Source organism: Goekera deserti (assembly GCF_010685995.1).
Taxonomy (GTDB): Bacteria; Actinomycetota; Actinomycetes; order Mycobacteriales; family Geodermatophilaceae; genus Goekera; species Goekera deserti.
The window spans coordinates 1-26,078 of sequence record NZ_JAAGWK010000030.1; the positions used below are offsets into that span (position 1 = coordinate 1).

A 26,078-nucleotide genomic window follows, 5' to 3' on the forward strand; every position below is an offset into this window, starting at 1 on the left:
TCCACCGCCGCCCGGCACGCCGCCGCCACCGGCGCCGGCAACCGCGCCGCGAACTCCGCCATCCCATCGGCAGCCCGACGCACCACCACATCGGCGTTGCGCGCCGCCGCAGCCCGACGCCGATCCGCCGCCTTGGCATCCAGACGCAGTAGCTCCCGCATGGCAAGGGCCCGCAGCCCGCTCACCGACAACCCCGCCGCCCTCGGCAACACCGCCGCCTCCACCGCAGCCACCACCCCCGCAGCGGACTCCCGAGCAGGCTCCGCCAACACCCCCACCAGCGCCCGCGCCCGCGACCAGTCCAGCTCCCCATCAGCCAGCGCAGCCCACGTCGCCGGCAACTCCCGCAGCAACACCCGCGCCTGCTCGGTGAGCACCGTGGCCGCCGTCCGCGACGTGTTCAACACCAACGCCAGCTCATCGGCGAAGAACTCACTCACCCCCGCCACCACCGCGTCCTGCACCCACCCCTCAGCGGCGGCACCCGGCTCACCGGGCTGCCTGTCCCACACCACCGGCCGGTCAGCGGCCAGGGAGTCCACCAACTGCACCTTGTAGGCGGCCAGCTGGGCCTCGATCACCGCCACCCGACGCAACTCGTGCGACTTCTCCTCCGCAGACCACGCATCGACACCCAGCAGCTCACCCAACCGCGCCGGACGACGAGTCACCCCCTCCGGCAACTCCACCGAACAGTCCGGCGCAGCAGGGGCCGGGACAGCGCGGATCGACACCGCCACCCCGAACCCACCGCCGTCCTCCACGACCACGAACCTACGGAGGGGGTACGACAGAAACCGGCCCGATCACGCAGCTGATCAGGACTTTCTCGGACGATTTTCTGCTCGCGAGCATCGAGTCCGAGCCAGTCGAGCCGAAACGAGCTGAGGGAAGTCGAGCAGAACCGGGCTGAGCCCTTCGAAGCCGAGCCGCACCGACCGACACCGAGCCGAGCTGAGCCGATCGGTGCCGCGCCTACCGGTGCCGAGCCGAGTCGCCCGTGGCCGGGCCGACCAGAGCCGGGCCGGGCCGGGCCGGGCCGACCTGTGTTCGCCAGGTCCGAGCCGGGCCGACCGAAGCTGCGGCGAGCCGACCAGGACCCAACTCATCAGAGATGGATCACCATCGCCGACAGACCAGAGCCGACCACGGGAGGCGACCCGCCCCCACCAGGAGCGAACCCGGCCCACCAGAAACGAGCCACCGTGGGCCGACCACGACCGCCCCACGCACGAGCCTCCGCACCCGGACGCCGTCCGGCGGAGACGGCTCCGGGTCCGCCCACGGACGGCACCGCCCCGTTGACCGCTCCCCCGCCACCGGACAGGCTCCGCAGCCATGTGGACCACCCACCACCCCGGCTCGGACGACGACCACGACGCTTTCCTGCGGCGCATGCAGGCACCGGAGAACGAGGTGCCGGTCGTCGTCCCGCTGACCCTGGTGATGGCCCGCAGAGACGACGTCGCCGTGGTGCTCACGCCGTGGCTGGTCTACAGCACCGGCGTCCGCGTGACGCTGGTCGTCCGCACCCGGGAGAGCGGCACGGACCTCAACGACCTGTTCTGGCACTCGGCCGGCACCAGCAGCGCGGACGGCTTCCGGCTGGGCGTCGAGTTCGCCGACGGCCGCTGGACGGCCAGCACGGGCGGCCCGCCCGGCGGCGAGGTGGTGCTGAACACCGCCGGCGGCAGCGGTGGGGACCGGTCGGTCGAGCAGGACTGGTGGCTGTACCCGGTCCCGCCGCCCGGGCCGCTCACGGTGGCGATCCGCTGCGGCGCGGCGGGCATCGACGAGACCGTGGTGACCGTCGACGCCACCCCGCTGGCCACGGCAGCCGCCGCCGTCGAGGAGCTGTGGCCGTGGACGCCACCGACGCCACCGGACCAGCGAGCACCAGAGCCGCCCACCCTGCCGGCAGACAGCTGGTTCGCCCGCTGAGACGACTCACGGACGACGGCCCACGGACCACGACTGACGGGCGACGGCCCGGCGACGACGGCTCAGCTGCCGCTGCTGCCCCCGTCGGACCCTCCGCCGCCACCCCCGTCCGACCCGCCGCCGCCACCCCAGCCGGACCCTCCGCCGCCGTCGGACCCACCCCAGCCGTCGGTCCGGTCACCCCGGTGGCCGGCGTCGGAGGCGCCGCCGTCGCCCGGCCACACCGGGGTCGAGGCGGAGCCGGACCAGCCGTCCCCGCCGCGCGGCCGGGCGCCGGCCGAGCGGGTGCTGCGGGCGCGCAGCACCAGCAGCACGGCCACCACGAGCAGGATGATCACGACGTACTTCACGCGGGGCCTCGTCTCGGCTGGGGTCCGGCCGAGCATCCCGGTTCCGCCGCCGCCGCGCCAGCGCACCCACCAGGGCACCCAGCACACCCCGGCGCCGGCGCGCCCACCAGGGCCACCCGGCACACCCCGGTACCGGCACCACCTGCCGCCGGCGCGCCGATCCGGCGGGACGGCGGCAGACTCCCTCCGGACGGGCTGGTCCGACCACGGGGAGACACCGATGACCGCGCGGGAACCCCAGGAGATGGCGCAGGTCGCCGCCGAGACCGGCGCGAAGAAGGTGCACCGCAGCTGGGACCGGGTGCTGGTCAGCGCCTTCCTCGCCGGCGCCTACATCTCCTTCGGGGCACTGGTGTCCGTCACGGTCACCTCCGGCCTGGACGTCGGGACCTGGGGCACGCTGCCCACCCTGTTCACCGGCGCCGCCTTCACCCTGGGCCTGGTCCTGGTGATCGTCGCCGGCTCCGACCTGGCCACCGGCAACATGATGCTGGTGCCACTGGGCGCCATGCGTGGCCGGCTCGGCTGGGGCGACGTCGCCCGCAACCTCACCCTCGTGCTGCTGGGCAACCTGGTCGGCGCGCTGCTGGTGGCGTACTTCCTCGCGGTGCAGACCGGCGTCATCGGCGGGCCCGGCAGCTCCGGCACGGCGCTGCTCACCCACGAGCGGCTGGCCGAGATCGCCGAGGGCAAGGCCGTCGGGCACACCGCCTGGCAGACCTTCCTGCGCGGGGTCGGCTGCAACTGGCTGGTCTGCCTGGCCGTCTGGATGTCGCTGGCCGCCAGCACCGTGTCGGGCAAGATCCTGGCGGTCTTCTTCCCGGTCATGGCCTTCGTGGCGATGGGCTTCGACCACGTCGTGGCGAACATGTTCTTCCTGCCCGCCGCGCTCTTCGCCGGCGTCACCGGGTTCGGCTGGGCCGACGTGCTGGAGAACTGGGCGCTCGCCGGGCTGGGCAACCTGGTCGGCGCCGTCGTGTTCGTGGCGACGTCCTACTGGTACCTGTTCCTGCGCGACCAGCCGGCCGAGACGCCGGGGACCGACCAGGACGAGGAACCCGCCGAGCGCGGCTGAGCACCCGCACGACGCACGGCGCCCCCGCCCCGGGCCTGGTCGGCTCGGGGCGGGGGCGCCGGGGTGCGTGCGGTCAGACCGCGATGCCGCTGCAGGCGCTGGCGCAGTTCTGCCGCCAGACCGCCGGAGCCGTCCTCGCGAGCACCGGTGACTTCACCAGGCGCTGGCCGTTCGGCCCGGCGAACACCGTCTGCGCCGGGGGCGCCGGGGTGCTGCCGGCGCCCGGGGCCGGCGAGCTGCCCCCCGGCACCGGGACGGCGGTGTCCGGCGCCGGCGGCGTCGGGGCAGCGGACGACGACGGTGCGCTCGTCGGCGAGGCGACCGGGGCCACGTAGGTCAGCGCGGCCGGCAGCACCGAGTACGTGACCCGGTCCGGCCCGAAGACGAAGACGTCGTAGGTGCCCGCGGCCAGGGCCGGCGTGCTGAACGTCAGCCGCGTGGTCGACTCCGTGACGACCCGGCCCGGTCCACTGGGGCCGACGCGGACGATCGCCCCCTGCGGGATGGCCGTGCCGGTGACGGTCACCGTGGTGTTGCCGGCGGTGCTGACCGTGGTCGGGCTGACCGACGTCAGCTGCCACGGCCCCTGCGGCGGGTACGTCTTGGTGTTGCTGCCGCCCGGGGCGCTGCCGGTCGAGGGCGCACCCGGCGTCGTGGTGCCCACGGCCGGGGAGCTGGTCGGCGCCGCGGTCGGTGCCGCCCCGGTCGGCGCGGCCCCCGCCGAGGAGGTCGGGGCCGCGGTGGTCGGGGCCGAGGTGGCCGTAGGCGACGACGTCGGCGCTGCCGTGGTGGCGGCCGAGGTCGGGGCCGCGGAGCTGCCCGGCGCCCGGCTGGTCGTGGGGGCCGCCGCCGTCGGCTGTGCGGCACCGCTGGTCGGAGCGGCCGCCGAGGTGGGAGCCACCGACGCGGACGGGGCCGTGGCCGGCCGCGACGACGTGGGCGCCGCGGTGGAGCCGGTCGGGGCAGCGGACGTGGGGGCGGCGGCCGAGGAGGTGGCCGGTGCCGTCGTCCGGGGCGCGGTGGAGGTCGGGCCCGCGGCCGGGGTGGTGGGGGCACCCGGCGCCGTGGTCGGCGCGGCCGGTGACGTCGGCGCCGGCGCCGGCGCGACCTTCGGCTGCACCAGCAGCGGCGCGGCGTACCGCTTGCCGAGCGGGGTGTCGCCGAGGAACGTCTGCACGGTCAGCACGTACCGGCCGGCCTCGAGGGTCGTGGTGGGTGCGAGCACCCGCGACCCGGTGGCCGGCTGCGGGCCGAGGGCGAAGACGGCCTCGCCGGTGTCGTCGGTGGTGGCGGTGACGCCGGCCAGGGTGATCGGCTGACCGGACAGCGCCAGCACCTCACCGGCGTACTCCATGCCCAGGCCGAGGCGCACCGAGTAGTCACCGGCCGGGCTGCTGCCCGAGGCGACGATCTGCGGCGTGACCGGGCCGGGCACCGCCGTCATCGACGTGAAGCCGTAGGTCAGGGCGGAGGCGGAGTTGCCGAGGTTGGTCAGCGAGAGCCGCGCGCCGGTGACCGACCGCCCGGTGAACGCCGGCAGCGGGGTGGCGTCGGCGAGCAGCTGCTGGCGCAGCTGCGGCAGCGTGGCGTTCGGGTAGCGGCCCTTGTACAGCGCGAGCGCGGCGGCCACGACCGGCGCCGCCATGCTGGTGCCGCTCATGGCCACGTAGGAGCCGGCGCTGGTGCCGGTCGCGACGATGCCGCTGCCGGGGGCGAAGAGGTCGACGCCGACGGCGCCGTGGTTGGAGAAGCCGCTGACCCGGTCGGAGGCGTCGCTGGAACCCACCGTGACGACGTTCTGCTGGGTCATGCTGGCCGGGAAGAACGGGTTGGCGTCGATGTCGAGCGAGCTGTTGCCGGCCGCGGCGACCACGAAGACGCCCCGGGAGTTCGCGTAGTCGACGGCCTGGGTGAGGATCGAGGGCACCTGGCCCTGCCCGCCCCAGGACGCGTTGATCACGTCGGCGCCGTTGTCGACGGCGTACACGATCGCCGCCGACGCCGCGGACACGTCGACCGAGGAGCCGTAGCCGACAGCCAGCGGCATGATCGTCACGTCCGGGGCGACGCCGGCCAGGCCGATGCCGTCGTCCTTGCGGGCGCCGATGATGCCGGCCACGTGGGTGCCGTGGCTGTTGCCGCCGTCGTTCACGACGTCGGCGTTGGCGCGGTAGAAGTTCCAGCCGTGGCAGTCCCCGGCGAACCCGTTGCCGTCGTTGTCGAGCGGGGAGCCGCACACCTCGCCGGGGTTGGTCCACAGCCCACCGGCGAAGTCGGCGTGCGAGGTGAACATGCCGCTGTCGGTCACGGCGACGACCAGGCCCTGCCCGGTGCCCGCCTTCCACGCGGTCGGGGCGTCCACGTCCGCGCCCACGACGGCGGCCTGGTTGAGACCGTTGGAGCCGTTGTTGGCCAGGTGGTAGCCGTAGCGCGACCACAGCGGGTCGCTGACGGTGCCGGCGTCGAAGCTCGCCGTCTCGGACAGCCGCACCGTCGCACCGGGCACCGTGGCACCCAGCGCCTGCGGGGTCAGCCCCTGACTGGCCACCAGCGCGGAGCCGTCGAACAGCCGCTGCACGGAGTCGACGCCCGGAACGGCCGCGAGGGCCGCCAGCTGCTCGTCGGTGACCGGACCCGCCGCGGACGTGACGACGAGGCGGGTGAGGCCGTCCCCGGCCGGGCCGAGGTCGGCCACGACCTCCACGGCGGGAGCGGCCATGGCCACGTCCACCGCGGCCGCACCGGCGAAACCGGTCGTCACCGCCGCGAGCAGGGCGACCGCCTTGCGCCGGTTGCTGCCCGCCCGGGGCACGGCGGTGCCCGTCGTCTGCTCGTCTCCGCGCCGCGTCTCGGCCATCGGGTACCTCTCCGTCGGCGCACGGCTGCTCGTCAGCCATGGCCCGGTGTGCTTCGGCAGGGTCGTGACCCGCCTGGAGCCCGCGCCCGCCGGGTCACCCCCGCACGGGTGAGATGGAGCGGAGGGTGCCGTACCGGCCCCGGGTGCGGGACGATCGCAGCGGCGCGGGGCACCCCGGGCCGGCGGCACCGCTGCCGCGCGGGGACGGGGGACGTGGTGACCGACGCTGCTGCGCCGCCCGACCTCCGGCTGCCCAGCACCGGACCGTTCCCGCTGCACCTGGACACCGCGCTGGCCGCGGTGCTCGGCTACGCCCGGGGACGGCGACCGCTGCGCTTCCGGCCGCCCTCGGACCCGGCCGGCACCTGGGTGTACGTGCCCGCCTTCGGCTACGAGCGCTTCGACGCGCAACCGGCCACCGACGACGTCGACGGCGACGTGCTCGTCGCCGAGGCGTTGCACGGCCGGCTGCACCCGGCCACCTGGTCGTCGGTGCGGGCGGCGCTGGACTCCGCCCGCTCCCCCGCCGAGGCCGCCGTCGCCCGGGCGGCCGACCGCGCCTTCTGGGAGCTCCCGGCCGACGAGCTGTCGGTGCTCGGCGAGCCGGGCACCGTGGGCGCCGCGCTGCGCGAGATCGGCACCCTGCCGCACCCGGAGTACGTGACCGCGGCGCTGCACCACCGGCGGCCGCGGCTGTTCCCGCACGTGCACCGCACCACCCGGCTGCAGCTGCTGCCGCACGTGCTGGAGGGCGACAGCGGCCTGCACGCCGTGGTGCACCGCGAGCTCGTGGCCAACGAGGCAGCGTTCGCCGAGCTGGAGGCACAGGTGGCCGAGCTGCTGGGCCGCCGGCTCACCCGGCTGCGGCTGCACGACGTGCTGCTCTGGCTGAGCGGGAGCCTGCGGCTGACCCACGCGGTGGCGCTCGGCACCGACACCGACGAGTGGCGGCGGCACACCGCCGGGTCGTGAACCGGCCTCCCGGGTCGCCTCCCACGGGAAGCGTCACCTGGAGGTGTCGCATCCGGCGGCACCCCTCGCCCCCGGTGCCGGACCCGGCGGCGGCCCGCCCCCCGGGCCGCGGTCAGCCGGTCGGCGCCGCCCCCCGGGTCGCCCGGGGAGCGTCACCCGGGGGTGACACGTCCCGCTGCACCCCACCTCGGCCGCCCTCGTCGCGGGCACCCACCTCAGCTGCACGCGTGCTCGGACGGCGCCGATCCCGGGCCGGTCCGGCGGCGGCGGCCGGCATCGGTCAGGCTGGGGCGGTGAGCAACGACAAGGGCTACGTCGAGCCCGGCCAGGACTTCCAGCGCGACACGAACTACATCGAGGACCGGATCACCGCCGACGGGTCCAGCGGCTGGCCGGTCGAGGTGGGCCGCTACCGGCTGGTGGTGGCCCGCGCCTGCCCGTGGGCGAACCGGGCGACGATCGTCCGCCGCCTGCTCGGGCTGGAGCACGCGTTCTCGATGGGCATCTGCGGTCCCACGCACGACGAGCGCAGCTGGACCTTCGACCTCGACCCCGACGGCCGGGACCCGGTGCTGGGCCACGAGCGGCTGCAGGAGGCCTTCCTCGCCCGCGACCCGCAGTACCCGCGCGGCATCACGGTGCCGGCGATGGTCGACGTCCCGACCAGGGCCGTGGTCACCAACGACTTCGCGCAGATGACGCTCGACTTCTCGACCCAGTGGACAGCGCACCACCGCGCCGGCGCCCCGGAGCTGTACCCCGAGCACCTGCGCGCGGAGATGGACGAGGTCATGCAGCGGGTGTTCACCGAGGTGAACAACGGCGTGTACCGGTGCGGGTTCGCCGGGTCGCAGCGCGCCTACGACCGGGCGTACACGCGGCTGTTCACCGCACTGGACTGGCTGGCCGAGCGGCTGGCCGACCGCCGGTTCCTGATGGGCGACACGATCACCGAGGCCGACGTGCGGCTGTTCACCACGCTGGCCCGCTTCGACGCCGTCTACCACGGCCACTTCAAGTGCAACCGGCAGAAGCTGTCGGAGATGCCGGTGCTGTGGGCGTACGCCCGCGACCTGTTCCAGACCCCGGGCTTCGGCGACACCATCGACTTCCCGCAGGTGAAACGGCACTACTACGTCGTGCACCGGGACGTGAACCCCACGCAGGTCGTGCCGCAGGGCCCGGACACCGCGAACTGGCTCACCCCGCACGGCCGCGAGGAGCTGGGTGGCTCCCCCTTCGGCGACGGCACGCCGCCCGGCCCGGTGGCCGACGGCGAGGAGGTGCCGGCCGAGCACGGCGCCGGCGGCTCGGTGAGCGTCTGAACAGCCTGCGACCGGTCAGACCGGGGGCAGGGTGCGGCGTGCGCCGTCGAGCAGGACGGTGACCGGTCGGTCGGGGTCGAGCCCGGCGGGCACCTCGACGACGGTCACGTGCGGGCCGAGGTCGGCCGTGCAGTCGCGCTCGCCGGGGTACAGCGGGCCCAGCGTGACGGTCAGCTGCTGCCCCTCGGCCTCGACCCGCTGCGGGCCCACCGGGCAGGACGAGCTGCCGGGGGCGGTGACCGCCAGGTAGGCGCCGCCGTCGACCCAGGCGACCTCCGGCTCGGCACCCGCACCCGGTCGCGCGGTGGACGGCCCGAGGTCCAGGTCGGCGAGCCGGTCGTCCCCGCTCTCGGCCACCGGTGGCACGCCGACGCGCTCGTCCGGCTCGGGCTGCAACGACAGCGCCCAGACGACGATGCCGCACATCGCCAGGGCCGCCGCCATGAGCAGGAGCTGCTGCTTCACCGGCGCAGTGTGGCACCGCCCGCTGCCCGGGAGTGGCCGGCAGCGGCCCGAGTGTCGGCCGCTGCACCCGCCCCCTCGGCCGCGCCACCCGGCCGGCGGACGGCCAGCGCGCCCAGCGCGGCGGCCACCAGGCAGGCCACGGCGCCGAGGAGCAGCCCGGCCCGGCCACCGAACGCGTCGGACACCCAGCCGGCGAGCGGGCCACCGATCGGGGTCGAGCCGAGGAACGCCACCGCCCACAGCGCCATCACCCGGCCGCGCATCTGCGGGTCCGCGCTCAGCTGCAGGGTGCTGTTGCCGGTGGACAGGAACCCCACGCTGACCGCGCCGACCGCGGCCATGGCCAGCAGCGCGAGCTCCAGCGTCGGCGCCAGCGCCGCGGCGGCCATGACCACGCCGAACGCCGCGGCCAGCGCCACCAGCGTGCGGATGCCGGTGCGGCCGCGGGCGGCCACCACCAGCCCGCCGACCACGGCACCGACGCCCATCGCCCCGGTCATGTAGCCGTAGGCCTGCGACCCGCCCCCGAAGGTGTCCTCGGCGAACACCGGCAGGGTCACCTGGAACTCGTAGGCCAGGCAGCCCACCAGCGCCATCATCAGCAGCGGCACGGCGATCTCCCTGGTGCGCCGCACGTAGGCGAAGCCCTCGCGCAACTGCCCCTTCGCCCGGGCGGCCGGCACCGACGGCGTGAGCGTGGAGGTGTCCAGCAGCGCCAGCGACAGGACGACGGCGGCGAAGCTGACCGCGTTGACTCCGAAGCAGATGCCGGTGCCGCCGGCAGCGATCACGATGCCGGCGACGGCGGGCCCGACCGCCCGGGCGACGTTGACGATCACCGAGTTCAGGCTGACCGCGTTGCGCAGGTGCTCCGGGCCGACCATCTCCAGGATGAAGGCCTGCCGGGCCGGGTTCTCGAAGGTGTTGTTCGCCCCGAGCAGGAAGGCAAGCAGGTACACCTGCCAGAGCGTCACCGCCCCGCTGAGGGTGAGCACGGCCAGCACCAGCGCCAGCACGCCCATCGTCGCCTGCAACGCGATCATCAGCCGGCGCTTGTCCACCCGGTCGGCGACCACGCCGCCGTACGGGCCGAGCACCAGCACCGGCAGGGTCTGCAGCGCCACGACCAGGCCGACGGCAGTGGCCGAGCCGCTGAGCTGCAGCACCAGCCAGGACTGGGCCACGGTCTGCATCCACGTGCCGATCAGCGAGACGCACTGGCCGGCGGTGTAGCGGCGGTAGTTGGGGTTGTCCAGCGCGGCGAACGTCTGGTGCACCAGCACGCGGGGACTCGTCACCGGCCGACCTCCGCCCGGGCCCGCGCGGCCTGCAGCGGCGGCTCGCCGCCGGTGGTCAGGTGGTCGGCGAGCCCCTCCAGCACCGGCAGCGCCGCGGCCAGCCGCCCGGCCTGCTCGTCGTCCAGGCCGTCGAGGTAGGTCTCGATCCGGGCGGCGCGCTCGCGCTGCAACCGCCGGTAGAGCACGGTGCCGGCGTCGGTGATGCTCAGCAGCGCCGCACGGCCGTCGTCCGGGTCGGGCAGCCGGGTCACCCAGCCGGCGCCCACCAGCCGGCCCACGACGCGGGACAGCATCGTCGGGTGCACCCGCTCCCGGTCGACCAGGTCCGCCAGCCGCAGGCTGTCGGCCCGGGACAGCGCGCCCAGCACCGAGAAGTCGGTGCGGGTCAGGCCGCTGCCCACCACGTCGCGCGCCAGCAGCCGGTCGATCCGGGCCACCGCCGCGCGGAGCCTGGTCGCCGTCCTGGGGATCTCGTCCACGGTCGCCCCCGATTCAGTTGCTTGCCATCACGCAAACAACCGTACGCCTCGACCGGGGTGAGCGCGGTCGGCGCGGCGGACCGGTCAGCGCGGGCGAGCGTGGCCGGCCGGCGCCCCGTCGCCCAGCGGGTCGCCCAGCGCGTCCCGGGCCGCGGCGTAGGCGGGCACCCGCATCCGGGCGATCGGGCCGGCCGCCGGCAGCCCGGGCGGCGCGTGCCGGACTGCGTCGAAGTGCAGCGGCGGGTCCAGCGGCGCCCACAGCCCGGTCACCCGGACCCGGGCGAACGGCTCGGCGTCGCCGGTACCCACCGCGGCGGCCAGCACGAACTCGACGCCGCCGCCGGCGACCCGGACCGCCAGCTCGTCCGGTGCCGAGGGCAGCCCGGCGGTCGCCCATGCGGCGAGCCGCACCGACCCGGCCGGGGAGGAGAAGGCCATCACCGAGCCGTAGGTGCTCCCGGCGTCGTGCCGCGGCAGGAACACCAGCCGGGACCACCGCCCGGACCCGGTCGTGGACAGCAGCAGGTCCACCGGCCGCTCCCCCGGCACGCGCAGGGCGAACCCGAGGACGTCGGGCAGCACCGATGGCAGGCCGAACGAGCGGGACAGCCGCAGCACGGCGTCGTCGCTGCCCGGCTCGTCCAGCCACGGCACCCCGACCGGGGTCGCCCGGCCGTGCCGCTCGAGCACCGCGGCGCTCACCACCCCACTGGGGTGCATCGGCTTCGTGTCGGTGACCCGCGCGACGGCGGCCATGCCCATCGCGATGACCCGACCGGTCCCGGAGAAGACGTCCATCACGCCAGGGGTGTACCTCGCCGGCGGCCGACTCACCCCTCGCCGGTCGGGCGGGTCTGCGTGCGGCCGGTCAGTTCCGGGAGGTACCGCAGTCGACGCAGCGCTTGCGGTCGCCCGGGTTGGTCCTCGTGCAGTTCTCGCAGGGCCACTGTGCTCGACGGGTCGCCGGCATGGCGACCTCCTCACCTGGTCGGTCCCGCGCCCCGTCTGCTCCAGGACGCCCTCGCACCGGCAACGGTAGGAGCGCTGGATGACGGGTCGGTGACACCGACGTTGCGACTGGGCGGCCGCCCGGGTGTCGCCCGCGCGACGCGCCGCGTCCCGCCCGCCGGGCGACGCGGCAGGAACGGCGGCGAGGTCCGGCGGCGGCGGGGTTCAGCGGGGGCGGGGTTCAGCGGGGGCGGGGTTCAGCGGGGGCGGGGTTCAGCGGGGGCGGGGTTCAGCGGGGGCGGGGGTCAGCGGGGGCGGGGACCGGCGAGCGCGTGGGCCGCGGTGGCGGAGGCGTCGTCCAGCCCGGCCTGCCCGCGGCGGTGCGCCTCGGCCTGCGCCCGGACCCAGCCGTCGTGCCGGTCCCAGGCCGTGCCCGGGTCGACGGCGGCCGCGGCGGCGATCTCGTCCCAGCCGGCCCCGGCGCGCAGCGCGGCCTCGACCCCGACCGCCCGGGTCTCCGCCAGCTTGCGGGCGATCACCTCGGCGAGGGCGACGAGCTCGAGGGCCTCGGGCCGGTCCAGGCCGGAGCCCACCGCGTCGACCTGGAACCAGAAGTCGTCCTCCCCGGCGACGTTCTGGCTGGGCGAGGCGGCCTGGCGGCGCACCAGGAACTCGACACGGGCGGTGGCACTCACCAGGGTGAGCTCCGCCTCGAGCAGGTCGGGGGTGATCGTCATGCGCCCACCGTCCCCCATCGGCTCCCCCGAGTGCCCGGCGGCCACCGCACGCCCGGCCGTCGACGACCGGCGGTCACGGCACGGGCACGATGCGTCGGTGCTCCCAGCGGCGCAGCCGGACCACGGCGCCGTCCGGGTCGACGACCTCCTCCACCGTCGCGCGGACGTACCCGGCGCGGTGCGCGACCGCCTCGCTGGCCACGTTGCCCAGCAGGGTCATGAGCAGCAGCAGCTCGTGGCCAGCCCCGGTCGCCCAGCGGGTGAGCAGCGTGGCCGCCGCCGTGGCCAGCCCACGTCCCCGCGCCGCGGGCAGCAGCGCGTAGAACACCTCGGGCGCACCCCGGCGGCCGGCCACGATGCCGGCGGTGCCGGCCGCGGCGCCGTCCGGGCCGGTCACCACGTACCGGCCGGCCTGCCGGCGCTCGACCCGCTCGCGCAGGTCGGCGATCCGTGCCCGGGCGCCGGCCTCGTCCAGCCCGGCCGGGTACATCGTCCAGCGGACGACGTCCGGGTCGGCGGCGAGCGCCACCTCCACCGGCCAGTGCCGGGGCTGGATCAGCGTCAGCGTGACGGTGCCGTCGGAGAGCCCGGCGGGCAGCGCGGCGTGCAGGACGGGGGGGCACCCGGTGATCCTGCCCGCCGGACCGGGCCACCGGGCGGAGGCTCACACGGCGGTGACCGAGGCCTTGTCGGCGTCCCCGTGCTCCTGCTCGGCGGCCCGACGCCGCTGCCGGTCGACCCAGTTCATCACCGGGGTGGCGGTCACCCCGTGCAGCAGGACGGAGGACACGACGACCAGCGCCACCAACGACCACAGTCGTGCCTCGTCGCCGAAGTCGGCCTCGCCCAGGGCGTAGGCGATGTAGTAGATCGACCCGATGCCGCGCACCCCGAAGAACGCGATGGCGCCGCGCTCCCGGCTGCCGGTCTTGCCCCGCAGCGACATGCCGAGCAGCCCGGTCAGCGGCCGGACGAGGAGCAGCAGCACGGCGACGACGACGATCTCCACCCAGCCGATGCCGTCGAGGATGCCGCGGGCCACCGCACCTCCGAGCAGCACCAGCACGGCCACGGTGAGCAGCCGCTCGAGGGTCTCCACGTACTGGTGCAGCACCGCGTGCCGGCCGTGCGCGCGCTCAGCGCTGCGGATGACGCAGGCACAGACGAACACGGCGATGAACCCGTAGCCCTCGGCCAGCTCGGCCGCCCCGTAGGCCAGCGCGATCGCCCCGAGGGCGACGAAGCCCTCGGACCGCTCGGCCAGGTGCAGGCGCTCGGCCGGGCGGGAGAAGAACAGCCGGTTGAGCAGCCAGCCGGCGGCCACGCCGATCACCACGCCGGCGGCGATCCGCCACAGCACGTCCAGCAGCAGCCACTCGCCCAGCCAGCGCGACGGCGCCGCGCCGACGGTCGCCATGGCGATCGCGGCATAGGTGAACGGGAACGCCAGGCCGTCGTTCAGGCCTGCCTCCGAGGTGAGCGCGAAGCGTGCCTCGTCCTCGCTGTCGACGTCCTCGCTCGGCTCGGCGACCTGCACCTCGGTGGCCAGCACCGGGTCGGTCGGGGCCAGGGCCGCGGCCAGCAGCACCGCGGCGGCGACACCGAGCCCCAGGACCCAGTGCCCCAGCAGTGCCATGACCAGGATCGACAGCGGCATGGTGATGCCGAGCAGCCGCCAGGTGGACGACCAGCGCCGCCACCCGATGGGCCGGTCCAGCGCCAGACCGGCCCCCATCAGCGACACGATCACCACGACCTCGGCGAGGTGGGTGGTGATCGTCGGGTGGGCCATCGGGTCGGGGTCGGGCAGGCCCTCGATCAGCGAGAAGGCGGCGATGCCCACCGCGACGAAGACCATCGGCAACGAGATCGGCGCCTTGCTGAGCAGTCGGGGCAGGACGGCAGCGAGCAGTGCTGCCGTCCCCACCCCGAGGAAGACGAGCGGCGTCGGGTCCATCGTCTGTCTGTGCCCGGACCGGTCGCCGGCCATGCGCGGCGAGCGGGTCGGGACCGGTGGCGGGGTCGGGAGCGCCCGGTCGCACCCGGTTTCAGCGGGCGGCGCGGGCCGCCCGCCGCCGCTCCAGCAGGGCGACCCGCTGCCGGTCCCCCCGCCGGAGCGGCCTCACCGGGACTGCGAGCCGCCGCACCGCGGCCTCCTCGGCCAGCTGTCGGGCGGCGACGATCGACGCCGGCTCGGCGCTCACCGGGGTCCGCCGAGCAGGACGTCGGCCGGGTCGACCGCGACCGGCTGGTCGAGCAGCGCGTAGCCGGGGCCGATGAAGGAGGCGGTGTCGTACTCCCCGCCGGCCAGTGACCCGTGGCCCTGGTCGAGCCGGACCACCCAGGAGGCCTCGTCGCTCCCGTAGGTGCCGGCCCCGCGCATCTCCTGGGCGACCGGCGGCGCGGAACCGACGTAGACGGTCTCTCGGGCGCCCAGGTCTCCGGGGACGGAGCAGCGGGACAGGACCGCCAGATCGTCGACGACCGCTGTCTCGGCGTGCGTCTCGGCACCGCACCCACCGACTGCCGACAGCGGGGTGTCACGTGCCGACGTGCCCGGGGTCATCACTGCGTAGGCGGTGTTGACCACCAGGGCGCCGGACGGCATCCGCAACGCCACCATGGCGACACTGATCTGCCCGTCACCGGCGGACACCGGCCCGGACCAGAGCACCTGCGGGTCCAGCTGGTCGGCGGGCAGGCCCACATGGCGGGCGACCTCGACCGCGGCGAAGCGCACCAGGTCGGGCGACACGTCGCTGCTGCCGGGTCGCAGCGGGCGCAGGTCGAGCGGCGGCGGGTCGGTGAGCACGAGCGGGTCGCTCAGCCCCAGCGTGCGCACCGGGCCCGCGGTGCCGTCCCGCACCAGGCGGAACACCGCGGAGGAGGACCCTTCCGACGTGTCGAGGACGGTGCCCGGCAGTTGCGTCACCGCGACCCCGTCCCCGCCCGGGGCAGGCACGAAGTCGCGGCTCACCGCACCGTCGGCCTCGACCACCACCCGGTCGGACACCTGGACGACGTCCCCGGGCTGGGCCACCACGACGACGGTCAGCTCGTCGACCTCGGTCAGCTCGGTGCCGGCACCGGGCGGGGACCCGGGTGCCTGGTGGCTGCCGGTGGGCAACACGTACACGAAGGCGTCGCCCTCGGACTCGACACCGCTGCGGTCGGCCACCAGCTCGCCCGCCGCGGCGCCGGGCGGACCGGTGAACCACTGGTGCGCGAGCCGGCCACCGGTCTGTCCCACCACGAGCGCCCAGCGCCCGCCGGGGACATCACCCACGAAGGCGACCCGCCGGTCGGCGACCTGGGCGAAGCCGCCGGACAGGTCCGTCCAGTCCGCCGTGCGCACCGCCTCGACGTACGCGGCGTCCCCGGCCAGCGAGCCACGCGTGGGCGCGCTCAGCAGGTCGACCGGCAGCTGCGCCTGGATCGACTCGTCCGTGACGCCGTCCGACGAGGGAGGGACGGCGCTCGGCGTCGCCGTCTGGCCCGCCGGGCCGGTGGCACCCAGCAGCAGCGGCACCATCGCCACCACCAGGGCCGTGCACGCGGCCGCGGAGAGCACGGCCACCCGGGTGCGGCGCTGCACCCGGCGGCGTTCCAGCACGTCGTCCACCGCTGCGTCGTCACCCATCCCGGGGTGCCACGCACCGTGCTCGGCGGCGGCGTGCAGCCGGGCGCGCAGGTCGTTCTCGAGGGTGCTGTCGGCGGTCACGGCCGTCCTGCCTTCCGGGAGGTGGTGGGCACCGGCCGGTCCGGCGCGGCGGGGGTGAGCAGGTCACGCAGCCGGGCCATCGCCCGGGACGACTGGGTCTTCACGGTGCCGACGGAGCAGCCCATCAGCTCGGCGGTCTGCGCCTCGGACAGGTCCTCGTAGAACCGCAGCACCACCACCGCGCGCATCCGCGGCGGCAGCGTGCGCAGGGCGTGCAGCAGCTCGTCGTCCCGCTCGGGGACGGCGGGGCCGGCCTGGTCGGGCATCGTCTCCAGCACCTGCTCGGTGCTGGCGCGCCGCCGCCGCCAGCTGGTGTGCGTGGTGACCAGCACCCGCCGCACGTAGGCGGTCGGGTCGCCCCGGCTGATCACCCGGGCCCAGTGCCGGTGGGTCTTGAGCAGCGCCACCTGCACCAGGTCCTCGGCGTGCCCGTGGTCGCCGGCCAGCAGGTAGGCGGTGCGCAGCAGCGCCCGCCGCTGCCCGGCGACGAAGTCCCGGAACGCCTCGTCCTCGTCGCTGCTCACCCGTCCCCCTCGTGGTCCACACCCTGGACACGCGGTGGGACGCCCCCGAGGTTGACAGCGGATCCCCAGGTCCCGCCCGAGCCGTGTGAGGATCACCGTCCGTGAGCAGACGGAGCGCGGCCACCCCCCTGCCGCGCGAGGTCGGCGTGCTGGCGCTCATCGCCTTCGTCGTCGCGCTGGGGTTCGGGGTCGTCGTCCCGGCCATCCCGCTGTTCGCCCGCTCCTACGGCGTCGGGACGACGGCGGTCGGGCTGGCCGTGAGCGCCTTCGCGCTGTTCCGCTTCGTGTCGGCCTTCGCCGGCGGCGCGCTGGTCGACCGGCTCGGCGAGCGCCTGGTGCTCACCGCCGGGCTGGTCGTCGTCGCCGTGAGCACCGGGCTGGCCGCGCTGGCCGGGAACTTCCCGCTGTTCGTCGCGCTGCGGGCGGTGGGCGGCATCGGCAGCGCGATGTTCACCGTGGCCGCGCTGTCGCTGCTGCTGCGCAGCGCCCCGGCCGACCAGCGCGGGCGGGCCACCGCCGCGTTCCAGGGCGGGTTCGTGCTCGGCGGCATCGCGGGGCCCGCCGCCGGCGGCTTCCTCGCCGAGCTGTCGCCCCGGCTGCCGTTCTTCCTGTACTCCGGCTTCCTGCTGGCCGCCGGTCTCGTCTCGGCCGGCCTGCTCAGCCGCGCCCCCGGGCCGCCGCCCGGCGGCCGGGTCGGCCCCGGTGGACCGGAGGGGCCGGCCGCCGACGGCGGGCTGCGGGCGGCGCTGCGCTCCCGGGTCTACCTGGCCGCGCTGGTGGCCAACCTCGGCGTCGGCTGGATGCTGTTCGGGGTGCGCAGCTCGCTGGTGCCGCTGTACGTGACCGAGGAGCTGGGCAAGTCGGTGGCCTGGGCCGGGGCCGGCCTGCTCGTCGGATCGGTGGCCCAGGCCGTCGCCCTGCTCCGGGCCGGCCGGCTGGCCGACACCTGGGGCCGTCGCCCGGCGCTGGTGCTGGGCACGGCACTGACCACGTCGTCGATCGCGGCGCTGGCCTTCCCGCCCGGCACCGCGGTGTTCCTGCTGTCCATGGGCACGCTCGGGCTGGGCGCCTCCCTGCTGTCCAGCGTGCCGGCGGCACTGGTCGGCGACGTCAGCCCCCGGCAGGGCGGCCGGGCGGTGGCGGTGTTCCAGATGGTCGCCGACCTCGGGGCGGTCGCCGGGCCGCTCGTCGCCGGCTGGCTCACCGACCGGGCCGGGTACCAGGCCGCGTTCGGGGTGAGCGCCGGGGTGCTCGGGCTCGCCCTGGTCGCGGCGCTCGCGATGCCCCGCGTGCCACGCCGGGCCTGACCGGCACCTCACCCGTCCGGGCGGTGGGGCGGCGCCGGTCCGTAACGACTGCGCATCGACCGGGGGCGTGGGGCCCGACTGTCGGTAGCGTCGTCCACGACCTCAGGAGGACCACCATCGCCGACCGCCCTGGACGCTGCGCTGACGACCACCTCGGCTGCCCCTGCAAGGGCGACGAGTCCATCCACGAGGCCCGGACGGTGGAGATCGCCGCCGCCCAGCCCCCCACGGCCGAGATCGTCGCCTGCCCGGAGTGCGGGGAGGCCACGACTCCCATGCGGCTGGTCAGCTGGGGGCACTGCCGTACCTGTCACACTGCCGAGTCGCGCGCCATCCGACCGCTGCGCTGGTGAGCAGCACCCCCCACCGGTGACGGCGAGGCGTCGAGCCGGGAGCCGGGTGGGGGACGGTCCCGCCGGCTCGTGGCCACACCGGTGGGACCTGGGCCGTGCCCCGGGCGCGGCCCAGCGTCGGCACCACCCGCCGGTGCGCCGGGCACGCACGCACCCCTGCGGGGTGGCACGGGCCTCACCGACGCGCCGGCACCGCGCGCCGCGTCCGCTCGGACGGGCCGCACCGGCCCGGCCGCACCGCATCAGCCCAGCCGGGCGGCCCCGCAGCCACCGGCGGCGCACGCGCAGCCCCCGCAGCCGGCGGGGGCGGCCGGCGCGGGCCGGGCGGCCTGCACGGCGAACCGGCGGGCCTGCACGGCGAACGCCACAGCGGCACCGGCGAGCCCGAGCGCGAGCAGCACGGTGACCGCCCGCACCGCGGTTCCGGGGGAGGTCAGCACCACACCGGCGACCACGGCCACCGGCACCGCCACGGCCAGTGCCCGCGGCAGCGCACCGAGCTCCGGCAGCCGGACCGCCAGCACCACCGGGACGACGGCCACCGCGGCGAGCAGCACCCAGCCGGCGACCACGGCCGGCAGCAGGGCCAGGAAGACGGTGACCACCCCGGCCATCACCATCGTCGCGGCCAACCAGGGCGCCCGCACCGGCCCCCCGGCCCGGGCCAGCCGCAGCAGCGTGGCGCCCTGCGCAGCCGTGGACACCCCGACGGCGCCGAGCAGCGCCTGGGCTCCGTGGCCGGACCAGACCAGGGCGACGACGGCGACCAGCGCGACCCAGCAGGCCGCCGCCACGTACCGGCCGGCGCTCAGGCGGGCCTCCTGCTGCGTCCGGGGCTGCTCGATCGTCCACTCCACGCCCCCAGTGTCCCCCGTCCGGCCGTCTCGGGAGGCGGGGGCCCCGCTGCTGTGCCACGCTCCGCACCCGGGGGCGGTTCGCACCACGCAGCACACCACGGAGGCCCGACGATGACTGCCCGCAACTCGGCCGGATCCGCGGCGGACACCGCCCGGCGCGCGGACGGGGACGCACTCGAGGGACTCGCCCGGGTGGGCCTGATCGCCTACGGGATCGTGCACCTGCTCATCGCGTGGCTCTCGCTGCAGCTCGCCTGGAGCGGCGGCGGGCAGTCCGCCGACCAGTCGGGCGCGCTGCAGACCCTGGCCGACAGCCCGGTGGGCAAGCCACTGCTGTGGGTGCTCGCCGTCGGGCTCGTCGCGCTGGCCGCATGGCAGCTCGCCGAGGTCTTCCGTCAGCGCCGCGGGCTCTCCGGCTCGGGCGAGGAGAAGAAGGAGGCCACGGTCGGGATCGTGAAGTCGGTCGCCAAGACCGTCGTCTACCTGGCGCTGGCCGTGCTCTGCGTGCAGAACGCCACCGGTGGCGGGTCCTCCGGCTCCGGCCAGCAGCAGCAGGCCACCTCCGGGGTGTTCGCCCTGCCCGGCGGCCGGTTCCTGGTGGGCGTCGCCGGCCTGGTCGTGCTCGGCGTCGGGGTGTACCACGTGGTCAAGGGCGTGAAGCAGAGCTTCATGAAGGAGATCGACGTCGCCGACGCCTCCCCCGGCCAGCGCCGCCTGATCGAGCGGCTGGGCACGGTGGGCTACATCGCCAAGGGCGTCGCGCTCGGCGTCGTCGGTGTGCTGCTCACCTACGCCGCGATCACCTACGACGCGGCGAAGGCCAGCGGCCTGGACGGCGCGATGCGCACCATCCTGGACGCCCCGTTCGGGAAGCTGCTGCTCACCCTCGTCGCCCTCGGCATCGCCGCGTACGGCGTCTTCTGCTTCTTCCGCGCCCGCTACCCGCAGCGCACCTGACCTGCGTCAGTCCCGGGTGAGCAACCGGCCGAGGCGGGCGAGCACGTCGTCCAGGGCCCGCTCGGCGGCGCTGCTCAGCGCGACCAGGTGGGCGAAGCCGTGCGGCAGCCCCGGCAGGTCGAGCAGTTCCGCCGGCGAGCCGGCCGCGGCCAGCGCCGCGGCGTAGGCGCGGCCGGAGTCGCGCAGCGCGTCGACCCCGGCGGTGACCACCAGCGCGGGCGGCAGCCCGGCGAGGTCGCCCTCCAACGGGCTGATCCGCGGGTCGCCCAGGTCGGTGCCGGGCGGCACGTACTGGCGGGTGTACCAGGCCATGTCGGACAGCGTCAGGAACGGCACGTCGCCGTACGCGGCCACCGACGGCTGGTCGGCACCGCGGGCCACGTTCGGGTAGAGCAGCAGCTGCGCGGCCGGCTGCGCTCCCCCGGCGTCCCGGAGCTGCTGGCAGACGACGGCGGCCAGGTTGCCCCCGCCGCTGTCCCCGGCGACGGCGACCCGGGAGGGGTCGCCGCCCAGGCCGGCGGCGTGATCGAGGGCCCAGCGGGTGCCCCGCACGGCGTCCTCGACGGCCGCGGGGAACGGGTGCTCCGGCGCCCGGCGGACGTCCACCGCCAGCACCACGGCGCCGCAGCCCGCGGCGATGCGACGGGTGAGCCCGTCGTAGTCGGCGACGTCACCGACCGTCCAGCCGCCGCCGTGCAGGAACACCACGGTGGTCCCGGCGCCGACGGGCGCGGGAGCGTACCGGCGTGCGCGCAACCCGCCGCCGAGGTCGAGGTCGGAGGTCGCGACGTCGGGTGCGCCGGCGAGCCCGAGGGCCAGCAGCCGGGTGAACCGCCGACGGGCCACGTCGAGCCCCACCGCCTGGGCGGGCGGTCCGAGCAGCGGTGCCAGCCGGGGCAGCAGGGCGCGGACCTCGGGGTGCAGCTCGTCGAGCGGGTCCGTCGGCGGCGTCATGCGCCCATGGTGCTGGACGGCGTGGCCACCCGGCCGGGTCAGCTGCCGACGAGCTCGGCGTTCAGGGACTCCCACAGCCCGGTGAGCTGCAGCACCCGGACGACGCCCCGGGTGGCGCAGCGGACCCGGATGCCGGCGCCCGCGTCGTCGGCGACGCGCGCGGCGGCGGCCAGGGCGCAGAGCCCGGCCGAGTCGAGGAACGTGACGCGGCACAGGTCCACGACGACCTCGGTCGACGTGCCCTCACCGGCCACCGACTCGAGGGCGGCACGGAGCGCAGGGGCGGTGACGGTGTCCACCTCACCGGTGACCAGCACGGTACGGACGGGGGCGGAGCCGGTCACCTCGACCTGGAACGGCACGGGGGCGACGGCGGACGTCGTGATGGTCATGGCACCTCTCAGAGCGATCAGGTGCCAGACGACAGGCCACGATGACCATGCGAGCCGGCCGAGGGTGGACACCGGGTCGCGGCTGGTGGTTGAACCGCTGGCCCCAACGTACTCAGCGCTCGGTGAAGGGCAAGCGCTCCGCTGCCCACCTGTCCACCCGCGGGTCGACGCACAGCCCGGGCACAGCTCGCGGGGACTGCGACCCAGGTCACCGAGCCGGCAGGGGCGACCCGTGCCGCGGCGCGGATACTCGGGGTCATGCGGAAGCCCCTGATCACGGCGGTGGCGGTCTGGGTCGTGGTGGCGACGCTGCTGTTCCTGACCCTCGACCCGGTGGTGGCCGCCTTCCTCGCCATCCTCGGCGCGGGCGTCGCGGCCGTGGTGCCGCTGGCAGCCACCTGGGACGAGGCGCCCAGCTTCGAGGAGCGCGAGCTGGCGCGGGCCCGCAAGCGGGCAGCCCACCGCGAGCGCACCAAGGACGCCCGCGCCCGGGACAAGGCCCGCTACGAGGCGCGCCAGGCCAAGCGGGCCCAGAAGGCCCGGCACTGACCTGCCCGCCGCCGGAGCCGCGGCCCGGTCGGTGGCAAAACCCGTCGACAGCGTCGCGCCCGCTGCCTACGGTCGGCCCATGGCCTCCTGAGTCCCCGCACACCGCTGGTGTCCCGCGGCTCCCGCCGCCCGCACGTCCCGGGCCACGCGACCGCTGCCGTCGCCCGGCCGCCCTCGTGCCCGGCCGGCCGGCACGACCCCCGTCGTCCGGCCGCCCCCTCCCCGGCACCCGCGCCGGGCCCCCGCTCTGCCGTGACCCGCCTGGAGGCACCCATGTCCCGCCCGCACCCCGCCCTCGACGGCGCCGCCGCCGCTGCCCGCGCCGAGCTGCCGGAGGCCGATCACGCGTCCTTCGACCGGCTCGCCACCGCCCTGCTCGGTGCCCGCGGCGCCCTGGGCGCCGCGCTCCGCTCCCAGCTGCCCGGTGTGGAGGGGGCCCGCTGGCTGCACCACGAGGGCATCGCGCCCACGTCCCGGGCCTCGGCGCTGACCGCCGAGCAGTGGGCGTCGCTGCACCGCACCTGGTCGCACCTGGACCGGGCACCCAGCGCGAGCGGCCGCGGCGGGGGCCGGTCCGGCGGCCGCCCGACGACGCACGGGCACGCACCCGGCGCCCAGGCGGCCCCCCGCTGGTTCTGACCGGGCTGCACCTGACCCGGAGCACCAGACCGGGAACACCTGACCGGGAGCACCTGACCGGCGACCCCGGCCTCAGGTCCACGACCTCCTGACACGGGCCCGACGAGGTCAGGCCGCCGGCCGGTGGGCTCAGTCGACGGCGTCCTCGGCAGCGAGGGCGCCGGCGGCGTCCGGCGCGGCGAAGGCCTCGGCCAGCGTCTGGCGGGACGGCCACCGGCCGTGCCGCCAGGCCAGCGCCCGGCCCAGGGCGGCCGGTGTGCCGTCGGTGGCGTCCGGTCCGTCCGCGTCGCCCGGCCACCAGCCCACCTCGACGCCGCCGGTGACCGTCAGCCGGGTGTGCACCGCGACCTGCCCCGGCAGCTCGCGCAGGCCCAGCCGCGCGGCCGCCAGCGACGCCCCCGGGACGTCGGCCCACGGCACCACGCGGGCCGGCCGGCTGGTCACGCGGGCCTGGACGGTCTCGCTCGCCAGCGGCAGGTCCAGCAGGTCCGCGACCGGCCCGGGTGCACCCCCGGCCGGCACCAGCGGCTGGTCGACCAGTGGCTGCAACCACGGCGCGTCCAGCACCACCGCGTCGGGCACCACCCGGTCGACGTCCACCCGCACCCGTGCCGGGGGCGAGACCTCCAGGCCGTGCAGCGCCTCGGCCAGCGCGCGGTAGACGGTGCGCAGGACGTCGGGCTGCACGGTGCGGCGCGGGTCGCCGAGCCGGGTCAGCAGCTCCTCGGCGCCGTCCGGGTCGGCCAGCAGGTCGGCGACCGAGCGGGCGGGCGCGAGCAGGTCGAGCACGGCCGGTGACGCCTCGGCCGGTTCGTACAGTCCCTGTAGCGAGTGCGCGTCGGGGTGTCGCAGCCGGTCCGGGCAGCGCCCACCGAGCACCGGTGACGTGCGCAGCCACCAGCGCAGGTAGCCGGGCACCAGGGTGTCCCCGATCCGCACGTCGTCGCGCACCTGGGCCGGCAGCGCGGCCAGCAGCGGCAGCGCCCGGTCCCAGTCGGCCACCAGCTCCAGGTCCCGCACGGCGACCACCGGCGGCCAGCCCGGCGGGGTGCCGGCCGGGAGCCGGTCCAGGCAGGCGTCCACCCACTCCCCGACCCGGTCCACGTCGAGCTCCTCCGGGTCGTCGGCGCGCACCAGGGCGAAGCCGTCCAGCACGCCGACGGCCCGCAGCGCGTCGCCGTCCCGGCCGGCGGCGAAGCGGGGGTCGAGCCGCCCGAGGGCACCCGGCTCGAGCACCCCCTCCAGCGGGGAGCCGGGCAGCACCAGCTCCCCCGCCGGGGCCCAGCCGCCGTCGGCGTCGGGCAGCGCGAGCTCGGCCAGCCACGGCAGGGCACCGGCCGGTGTGCCGGCGGCGGCCACCAGTGCCAGCACCGTGGCGGCGAGCTCCTCCGGGTCGGGACCGTCCTGCCACGGACCGGGGGCGTCGACCTCGTCGGCCCGGTCCAGCGAGTCCTCGACCGCGGCACGGACGGCGGGGTCCTCGAGCACGGCGGCCGCGATGGCCGGGCGGGCGCCGAGCCGCTCGAGCACCCGCCGGGCGGCACCGGCCGTGGCGGCCGGCTCGGCGATCGGCAGGCCGAGCGCGGCCAGCCGGGCGACGGGCAGACCGTCGTCGGCCAGCAGCACCCCGGCCGGCCGCTGCGCGGTGCGCCCGTCGGCCAGCGGCACCGGCAGCGCGGCCAGCTCGTCGCGGTCGGCGTGCTCGAGCGACGCGAACAGGCCGGCCCACCACGCCGGGGGGCGCCGCACGCCTCGCACCGCCTCGACGACGTCGGCCAGGCCGGCGCGGCGCACGCCGAGCGCGCGCAGCACCGGGGCGTCCGGACGGCGCGACCAGTCGTGCGGCAGCAGCCCGGGCAGCACACCGGTGAGCGCGGCCACCCGCGGCCCGGTCGCGTCGTCCAGGGCGACGGCCCGCGCCGGCAGCAGCGCCGGCTCCTCCGGGTCGGCGGCCGGCAGCCAGGCGCTGCGGGTCAGCCGGTCGAGCACGGCCCGGCACAGGGCGGCGTCCAGCTCGCCGGCGGCCAGCCCGACCGGCGGCACCAGCCGCAGCAGCGCCGGGTCGGGCGACAGCGCGGTGACCAGGTCGGCGAACGCCGCGGCGGCCTCCTGCACCAGGGCGTCGGTGACCGGGCCGGGCAGCACGCGCCTCCGGTCGGGTCCCAGCGGGAACGGGGCGACCAGCCGCACCGGTAGCGACAGCGGCTCGTCGCCGTGGGTGGGCGCGTGCAGCACCTGGGCGCCGGTCAGCGGCCGGGGGTGACCCTCGTCGTCCAGCGGCAGCGCCCAGGTGAGCGTCCAGTCCCGGCGGCAGCGCTCCTCCACCGGCCGGTCGGCGAGCAGCCCGGCGGGCAGCTCGCCGCTGCGGCGCAGCACCTGCCACGTGGTGGTCCGGTCGTCGTCGGTGAGCCGCACGGTCGCACCGTCGGGGGCCGCGGTGACGGTGCGGGTGTGCCCGTCGAGCACGACGTCGACCCGGGCGAGCGCCGGCAGGGCCAGCAGCAGCGCGGGGTCCAGCTGCGCCAGCGCCGCGCGGACCACGTCGACGGCCCCGGGCAGCAGCGGCAGCAGCACCTCGGTGGCGAAGCCCTCGGGCGGGGTGCCGGTGGTGTCGAACGGCAGCCGGAGCACCGGCACGGCGCCGTCGCGGGCGGCCAGCTCACCGGCCAGCGCACCGACGGCGGCGACCGCCGCCCGGGTGTCGGCGGCGGAGAACCGCACCGACCGGCCGCGGGAGACCACCGCCGGCTCGTCGCTGACCGCCAGCACGGCGGCGAACCCGACGCCGAACCGGCCGACCGTCCCGCCCACGGGCCCCTCGCCCGCCCCGGGCCCGGCGCCCGGGGCAGCGGCGCTCTCGGCGGAGCCGGGGTCGACAGGGCCGCGTTTGGCGGAGGCGCGCAGGGTGGCCAGCGCCTGCACGCCGGCGTCGTCCAGGGGTGCGCCGGTGTTGGCGGCCCGCAGCCGGTCCCCGGTCAGCTCCAGCCGCAACCGGCCCGGCTGCCCGGAGCGGGCAGCGGCGTCGGCGGCATTCTGCGCCAGCTCGACCAGCAGCCGGTCGCGGTAGCCCCCGCGGACCAGGTCCTCCTCGGCGTTCGCGTCCTCCCGGAAGCGGGCCGGGGAGTCGGCCCACGCGGCCAGTACCCGGCGGCGCAGCTCGGCGGTGGTGGTGGGCGGGCTGCCGGCGGGGTGGGGTGCGGCCACCCCCGCAGCATGTCAGCGGATGGTCGCGCGGCGGTGCCCGAGGCCGGGCCCGGGCCCCGTCAGGCGTGGTCGGACACCTGATGTGGTCGGACGTCAGGCGTGCTCGAACCAGGAGCGCACACCGGCGACGCCCAGCAGCCGGGTCACCGGGCCGTCGACGACGCCCACCGGACA

Annotated in this window: 25 protein-coding genes; 8 read left to right on the forward strand and 17 right to left on the reverse strand. The window is 76.6% G+C overall.

Going from position 1 to position 26,078, the window contains the following annotated elements; translation table 11 throughout:
• A partial coding sequence (locus tag G1H19_RS19085; protein ID WP_204282704.1) for a DUF222 domain-containing protein occupies positions 1-764 on the reverse strand: 764 nt, incomplete at its 3' end.
• Between the two features lie 574 nt (positions 765-1,338).
• On the opposite strand from G1H19_RS19085, the gene G1H19_RS19090 reads away from it, so the two are divergent.
• Positions 1,339-1,941, forward strand: coding sequence for a hypothetical protein (locus tag G1H19_RS19090; RefSeq protein ID WP_152727308.1), 603 nt, complete (start codon positions 1,339-1,341; stop codon positions 1,939-1,941).
• A 62-nt stretch (positions 1,942-2,003) separates the two neighbouring features.
• Here the strand turns inward: G1H19_RS19090 and G1H19_RS22730 are convergent, their stop codons facing one another.
• Positions 2,004-2,291, reverse strand: a complete 288-nt coding sequence (locus G1H19_RS22730; protein WP_193616463.1) for a hypothetical protein — start codon at positions 2,289-2,291, stop codon at positions 2,004-2,006.
• Between the two features lie 220 nt (positions 2,292-2,511).
• Between G1H19_RS22730 and G1H19_RS19100 the strand changes: the two genes are divergently transcribed.
• Positions 2,512-3,366 carry a formate/nitrite transporter family protein gene (locus G1H19_RS19100; RefSeq protein ID WP_152727307.1) on the forward strand — a complete coding sequence of 285 codons (855 nt, stop codon included), beginning with the start codon at positions 2,512-2,514 and terminating at the stop codon, positions 3,364-3,366.
• 73 nt (positions 3,367-3,439) lie between these two features.
• Here the strand turns inward: G1H19_RS19100 and G1H19_RS19105 are convergent, their stop codons facing one another.
• Entirely contained in the window at positions 3,440-6,223 is a 2,784-nt protein-coding gene (locus G1H19_RS19105; protein ID WP_152727306.1) for a S8 family peptidase, read from the reverse strand.
• 216 nt (positions 6,224-6,439) lie between these two features.
• Between G1H19_RS19105 and G1H19_RS19110 the strand changes: the two genes are divergently transcribed.
• Together G1H19_RS19110 and G1H19_RS19115 are read left to right on the forward strand one after the other, a co-directional pair.
• Positions 6,440-7,195, forward strand: a complete 756-nt coding sequence (locus G1H19_RS19110) for a hypothetical protein (RefSeq protein ID WP_162392379.1) — start codon at positions 6,440-6,442, stop codon at positions 7,193-7,195.
• A 293-nt stretch (positions 7,196-7,488) separates the two neighbouring features.
• On the forward strand, positions 7,489-8,520 hold the full coding sequence (locus G1H19_RS19115; RefSeq protein WP_162392380.1) for a glutathione S-transferase family protein: 1,032 nt from the start codon (positions 7,489-7,491) through the stop codon (positions 8,518-8,520).
• A gap of 15 nt (positions 8,521-8,535) precedes the next feature.
• Here G1H19_RS19115 and G1H19_RS19120 read toward each other — a convergent pair whose 3' ends face one another.
• The 10 genes from G1H19_RS19120 to G1H19_RS19165 form a co-directional block, all read right to left on the reverse strand.
• Positions 8,536-8,985, reverse strand: a complete 450-nt coding sequence (locus G1H19_RS19120) for a hypothetical protein (protein WP_152727305.1) — start codon at positions 8,983-8,985, stop codon at positions 8,536-8,538.
• Positions 8,982-10,283 (reverse strand): MFS transporter, encoded by a 1,302-nt coding sequence (locus tag G1H19_RS19125; RefSeq protein ID WP_162392381.1) that lies wholly within the window; start codon positions 10,281-10,283, stop codon positions 8,982-8,984. Before G1H19_RS19125 ends, G1H19_RS19120 begins: the two co-directional genes overlap by 4 nt.
• The gene (locus tag G1H19_RS19130; protein WP_152727304.1) at positions 10,280-10,762 is read right to left on the reverse strand and encodes a MarR family winged helix-turn-helix transcriptional regulator; all 483 of its coding nucleotides are present in this window, start codon (positions 10,760-10,762) and stop codon (positions 10,280-10,282) included. Before G1H19_RS19130 ends, G1H19_RS19125 begins: the two co-directional genes overlap by 4 nt.
• 84 nt (positions 10,763-10,846) lie before the next feature.
• Positions 10,847-11,560, reverse strand: a complete 714-nt coding sequence (locus G1H19_RS19135; protein WP_193616471.1) for a phosphodiesterase — start codon at positions 11,558-11,560, stop codon at positions 10,847-10,849.
• A 455-nt stretch (positions 11,561-12,015) separates the two neighbouring features.
• A complete protein-coding gene (locus G1H19_RS19140; protein WP_152727302.1) occupies positions 12,016-12,447 on the reverse strand; it encodes a hypothetical protein in 432 nt (143 codons plus the stop codon).
• A 73-nt stretch (positions 12,448-12,520) separates the two neighbouring features.
• Complete coding sequence (locus G1H19_RS19145) at positions 12,521-13,078, reverse strand: GNAT family N-acetyltransferase (protein WP_322099343.1); 558 nt, start codon at positions 13,076-13,078, stop codon at positions 12,521-12,523.
• 33 nt (positions 13,079-13,111) lie between these two features.
• Positions 13,112-14,404, reverse strand: coding sequence for a cation:proton antiporter (locus G1H19_RS19150; protein ID WP_152727300.1), 1,293 nt, complete (start codon positions 14,402-14,404; stop codon positions 13,112-13,114).
• 91 nt (positions 14,405-14,495) lie between these two features.
• A complete protein-coding gene (locus G1H19_RS19155; RefSeq protein WP_162392383.1) occupies positions 14,496-14,651 on the reverse strand; it encodes a hypothetical protein in 156 nt (51 codons plus the stop codon).
• Positions 14,648-16,168 carry a hypothetical protein gene (locus G1H19_RS19160; RefSeq protein WP_152727299.1) on the reverse strand — a complete coding sequence of 507 codons (1,521 nt, stop codon included), beginning with the start codon at positions 16,166-16,168 and terminating at the stop codon, positions 14,648-14,650. Before G1H19_RS19160 ends, G1H19_RS19155 begins: the two co-directional genes overlap by 4 nt.
• Positions 16,165-16,692, reverse strand: coding sequence for a SigE family RNA polymerase sigma factor (locus tag G1H19_RS19165; protein ID WP_162392384.1), 528 nt, complete (start codon positions 16,690-16,692; stop codon positions 16,165-16,167). Before G1H19_RS19165 ends, G1H19_RS19160 begins: the two co-directional genes overlap by 4 nt.
• Before the next feature lie 101 nt (positions 16,693-16,793).
• Here G1H19_RS19165 and G1H19_RS19170 point away from each other — a divergent pair, with 101 nt between their 5' ends.
• Entirely contained in the window at positions 16,794-17,999 is a 1,206-nt protein-coding gene (locus G1H19_RS19170; RefSeq protein WP_235927937.1) for an MFS transporter, read from the forward strand.
• 595 nt (positions 18,000-18,594) lie between these two features.
• On the opposite strand, the gene G1H19_RS19175 is transcribed toward G1H19_RS19170, so the two are convergent.
• Positions 18,595-19,209, reverse strand: coding sequence for a hypothetical protein (locus tag G1H19_RS19175; protein WP_152727298.1), 615 nt, complete (start codon positions 19,207-19,209; stop codon positions 18,595-18,597).
• Between the two features lie 111 nt (positions 19,210-19,320).
• On the opposite strand from G1H19_RS19175, the gene G1H19_RS19180 reads away from it, so the two are divergent.
• Positions 19,321-20,166: a DUF1206 domain-containing protein gene (locus G1H19_RS19180; protein WP_152727297.1), complete on the forward strand. Its 846-nt coding sequence runs from the start codon at positions 19,321-19,323 to the stop codon at positions 20,164-20,166.
• Between the two features lie 6 nt (positions 20,167-20,172).
• Here G1H19_RS19180 and G1H19_RS19185 read toward each other — a convergent pair whose 3' ends face one another.
• Together G1H19_RS19185 and G1H19_RS19190 are read right to left on the reverse strand one after the other, a co-directional pair.
• Positions 20,173-21,120: an alpha/beta hydrolase gene (locus G1H19_RS19185; RefSeq protein ID WP_152727296.1), complete on the reverse strand. Its 948-nt coding sequence runs from the start codon at positions 21,118-21,120 to the stop codon at positions 20,173-20,175.
• Between the two features lie 38 nt (positions 21,121-21,158).
• The gene (locus tag G1H19_RS19190) at positions 21,159-21,512 is read right to left on the reverse strand and encodes an STAS domain-containing protein (protein WP_152727295.1); all 354 of its coding nucleotides are present in this window, start codon (positions 21,510-21,512) and stop codon (positions 21,159-21,161) included.
• Positions 21,513-21,770: 258 nt separating this feature from the next.
• On the opposite strand from G1H19_RS19190, the gene G1H19_RS19195 reads away from it, so the two are divergent.
• Positions 21,771-22,061: a hypothetical protein gene (locus G1H19_RS19195; RefSeq protein ID WP_152727294.1), complete on the forward strand. Its 291-nt coding sequence runs from the start codon at positions 21,771-21,773 to the stop codon at positions 22,059-22,061.
• A 273-nt stretch (positions 22,062-22,334) separates the two neighbouring features.
• Complete coding sequence (locus G1H19_RS19200) at positions 22,335-22,700, forward strand: hypothetical protein (RefSeq protein ID WP_152727293.1); 366 nt, start codon at positions 22,335-22,337, stop codon at positions 22,698-22,700.
• Positions 22,701-22,829: 129 nt separating this feature from the next.
• Here G1H19_RS19200 and G1H19_RS19205 read toward each other — a convergent pair whose 3' ends face one another.
• Positions 22,830-25,904 carry a hypothetical protein gene (locus tag G1H19_RS19205; protein WP_162392385.1) on the reverse strand — a complete coding sequence of 1,025 codons (3,075 nt, stop codon included), beginning with the start codon at positions 25,902-25,904 and terminating at the stop codon, positions 22,830-22,832.
• Positions 25,905-26,078: the final 174 nt, after the last annotated feature.

Bases quoted from the DNA above. Each gene is read 5' to 3' on its own strand.
- G1H19_RS19180 (WP_152727297.1), top strand. From the start codon at position 19,321: ATGACTGCCCGCAACTCGGCCGGATCCGCGGCGGACACCGCCCGGCGC.
- G1H19_RS19150 (WP_152727300.1), bottom strand. From the start codon at position 14,404: ATGGACCCGACGCCGCTCGTCTTCCTCGGGGTGGGGACGGCAGCACTG.
- G1H19_RS19105 (WP_152727306.1), bottom strand. From the start codon at position 6,223: ATGGCCGAGACGCGGCGCGGAGACGAGCAGACGACGGGCACCGCCGTG.
- G1H19_RS19195 (WP_152727294.1), top strand. From the start codon at position 21,771: ATGCGGAAGCCCCTGATCACGGCGGTGGCGGTCTGGGTCGTGGTGGCG.
- G1H19_RS19090 (WP_152727308.1), top strand. From the start codon at position 1,339: ATGTGGACCACCCACCACCCCGGCTCGGACGACGACCACGACGCTTTC.
- G1H19_RS19190 (WP_152727295.1), bottom strand. From the start codon at position 21,512: ATGACCATCACGACGTCCGCCGTCGCCCCCGTGCCGTTCCAGGTCGAG.
- G1H19_RS19100 (WP_152727307.1), top strand. From the start codon at position 2,512: ATGACCGCGCGGGAACCCCAGGAGATGGCGCAGGTCGCCGCCGAGACC.
- G1H19_RS19140 (WP_152727302.1), bottom strand. From the start codon at position 12,447: ATGACGATCACCCCCGACCTGCTCGAGGCGGAGCTCACCCTGGTGAGT.
- G1H19_RS19185 (WP_152727296.1), bottom strand. From the start codon at position 21,120: ATGACGCCGCCGACGGACCCGCTCGACGAGCTGCACCCCGAGGTCCGC.
- G1H19_RS19135 (WP_193616471.1), bottom strand. From the start codon at position 11,560: ATGGACGTCTTCTCCGGGACCGGTCGGGTCATCGCGATGGGCATGGCC.
- G1H19_RS19200 (WP_152727293.1), top strand. From the start codon at position 22,335: ATGTCCCGCCCGCACCCCGCCCTCGACGGCGCCGCCGCCGCTGCCCGC.